Source organism: Terriglobales bacterium (assembly GCA_035624455.1).
In the GTDB taxonomy this organism is placed as follows: Bacteria; Acidobacteriota; Terriglobia; order Terriglobales; family Acidobacteriaceae; genus DASPRM01.
In genome coordinates this window covers 1-2,355 of record DASPRM010000034.1, presented here as the reverse complement: position 1 = coordinate 2,355, position 2,355 = coordinate 1, and the positions used below count along the sequence as shown (strand labels likewise).

Sequence of the window (2,355 nt, the reverse complement as noted above, 5' to 3'; positions counted from 1 at the left end):
CTTGAAGAAGCGGCGGTAGATGTAGTCCTGCAACGTCTCCTTATAGACATAGGTCTGGCTCGACGGGTTCTGCATCTCGGCATCGATCTCACGCAAGAGTTCATCCACGTTGGCCTGGTGTACAGCTGCGAAGAACGACAGCGGTTCGCTGGGTCCATGCTCGCCACCGCAGCCCTTGAGTCCATGCCGGTCGAAGATTTGGCGCGCATTTGGACAGCGCCGCACGATCTCCGCAACGCTTGTAGTGGAGGTTATTTCGCTCATGGTCTTTCCCCCTTGTCTAAGAGCAAAGCATATGAGCGTGCCAAGAGTGCGACGATGACTTATGTCACAGGTTTCACGAACAAGGAACGCGGGAATTACGTTCGCTGAGCGCGAGATGACTTCTTGCGTTGGTCTCGAATCCAGGTAAAGGCGCGGGTCGCGGAGGGCAGCCCGAGAGTCGTAACCGCCAGCACAACGACGTGGTCGATCTCCTTGTCGTTAAGCCCTGCTCTTTTCGCATTTCGTACCGCGGAGTGTGTGGCTCCTTCCAGTCCGGCGCCGATGGAAAGAGCGAGTTTGACGAGGCGGCGGCTGCGCTCGTCCAGAGGTCCCGCTTCGTGGCAACGCTCTCCTAACTCGGTGAACGCCTTCCACACCTGCGGATAGAGTTTCTTGAAATTGGTGATTGGCGCGGGCAGTTCTTGTGCCACGGCTTCGAGATCTCCTTTCATGCGAGAGTGTCCCCAACATAGCCCACTCAGAAAAGATTTGTCACGGTCCTCTCGGTAGCCGTGACTTTTGTCACAGACAAGCAGCCGCGCGGGCAATAAAAACGACTTGTACATGTAGAGGTCAACAATGCTCTCCGTGACGTCCGAATACGCATTGCGGGCGCTTGCTCACCTAGCCCGACAATCCGGCGAAGCTGTGCTGGGGCGCGATTTAGCGCAAGCGGTTGAAATACCAGCAAATTATCTGTCGAAGGTGCTGTTGACTCTGCGCAATGCGGGATTGGTCGATGCAACCAGAGGTTCGGGCGGCGGATACCGGCTCGGCAAGCCGGCAGACGAGATTCATTTGATCGATGTCGTGGAACTGTTCGAGGTGATTTCGCGAACCAAGGCCAGCTGTTTTCTATCGCATACCCGGCCTTGCTCGGACGATGCCCCGTGCACAGCACATGCTGCGTGGCGCGCGGTGCAGGCTGCCTATCTGGGTTTCCTGGTTTCTACCCCGGTCTCCGCCATCGCCGGTGCTCCCGACGATGGTTGGACAAGTTCGCAGCGCAACGGTAGGAAAACCTCCCGCTGAGGAGGCATGACGAGGTTTCCAGATGCTTGGTTGGATCGGAGGGCAAGCGTTTTCGGGCAGGTTGACAGCTCAGCGGCGCGCAGGCGGGCTGTGCGTGTTGACGGCGTTGCTGGGCAGCATGGCGGTTGCGCAGCAGGACGCCGGCGCTTTCTTCAAGCAGAACTGCACGAGCTGCCACACCATCGGAGGCGGACGGCTCACCGGGCCGGACTTGAAAGACGTAGGCAGTCGCCGAGACCGGGTATGGCTGGTTCAGTTTCTTCAGAGCCCCAAGGCCATGATCGATAGCGGCGATCCTTACGCCGCGAAGCTGCAACAGGAAGCGCGGGGTGTAGTGATGCCGAACATTACGGGGATGAATCCGCAATTGGGGCAGGCACTACTCGACCTGATTGCCGCCGAATCGAAGCTTCCACGCTCCCAGTTCGCAGGTTTGCAGATCAGTGACCGCCCACTGACGGTGATGGACCTAGAGAGGGGGAAAAAGATCTTTCGCGGTGAACAAGCACTCAGCAATGGCGGGCCCGCCTGTATCTCCTGCCACACCGTCAGGGGTCTGACCCTGCTCGGCGGTGGTCGGCTCGGTCCTGATCTGACCCGCATCTTCGAGCGTCTGCAAGGCCGCAAGGGATTGGCAGCCTGGTTGTCCTCGCCCGCGAGCCCCACGATGGCCCCGGTCTTCAAAGAACACGCGATTCAACCCGAAGAAATCCTGAGCCTGATTGCGCTCTTGGAAGACTCGGCGAAGAAGGGCGGGCAAGACGATACGACTTCCTTGCTGAATTTCTTCCTGCTGGGAGTGGGCGGCATGGTGCTGGGCCTCATTTCACTTGATGCCTTATGGAAACAGCGATTCCGTGGGGTTCGGCGCAGCCTAGTGCAGCGAGAAGGTCGAGGTGAACGATGAAGACGCGCGATGCGATTTCGTGGATCCGAGACGAAGTCGATCCCAAGCTGCGCAGCTGGGAGGAGTTCTATCGCAACCGTTGGCAGCATGACAAGATCGTGCGCTCAACCCACGGCGTGAACTGCACTGGTGGGTGCACGTGGCAGATCCAC

At 58.7% G+C, this 2,355-nt stretch carries 4 protein-coding genes; 2 read left to right on the top strand and 2 right to left on the bottom strand.

Features of this window, described 5'->3' with window-relative positions; translation table 11 throughout:
- Positions 1-264: hypothetical protein (locus VEG30_04485; protein HXZ79164.1), on the bottom strand; the 264-nt coding region annotated here is incomplete at its 3' end.
- Positions 265-359: 95 nt separating this feature from the next.
- Positions 360-695, bottom strand: coding sequence for a carboxymuconolactone decarboxylase family protein (locus tag VEG30_04480; GenBank protein ID HXZ79163.1), 336 nt, complete (start codon positions 693-695; stop codon positions 360-362).
- 148 nt (positions 696-843) lie between these two features.
- Between VEG30_04480 and VEG30_04475 the strand changes: the two genes are divergently transcribed.
- Together VEG30_04475 and VEG30_04470 are read left to right on the top strand one after the other, a co-directional pair.
- Complete coding sequence (locus VEG30_04475) at positions 844-1,296, top strand: Rrf2 family transcriptional regulator (protein ID HXZ79162.1); 453 nt, start codon at positions 844-846, stop codon at positions 1,294-1,296.
- A gap of 22 nt (positions 1,297-1,318) precedes the next feature.
- Positions 1,319-2,203 (top strand): cytochrome c, encoded by an 885-nt coding sequence (locus VEG30_04470; protein HXZ79161.1) that lies wholly within the window; start codon positions 1,319-1,321, stop codon positions 2,201-2,203.
- Positions 2,204-2,355 lie beyond the last annotated feature (152 nt).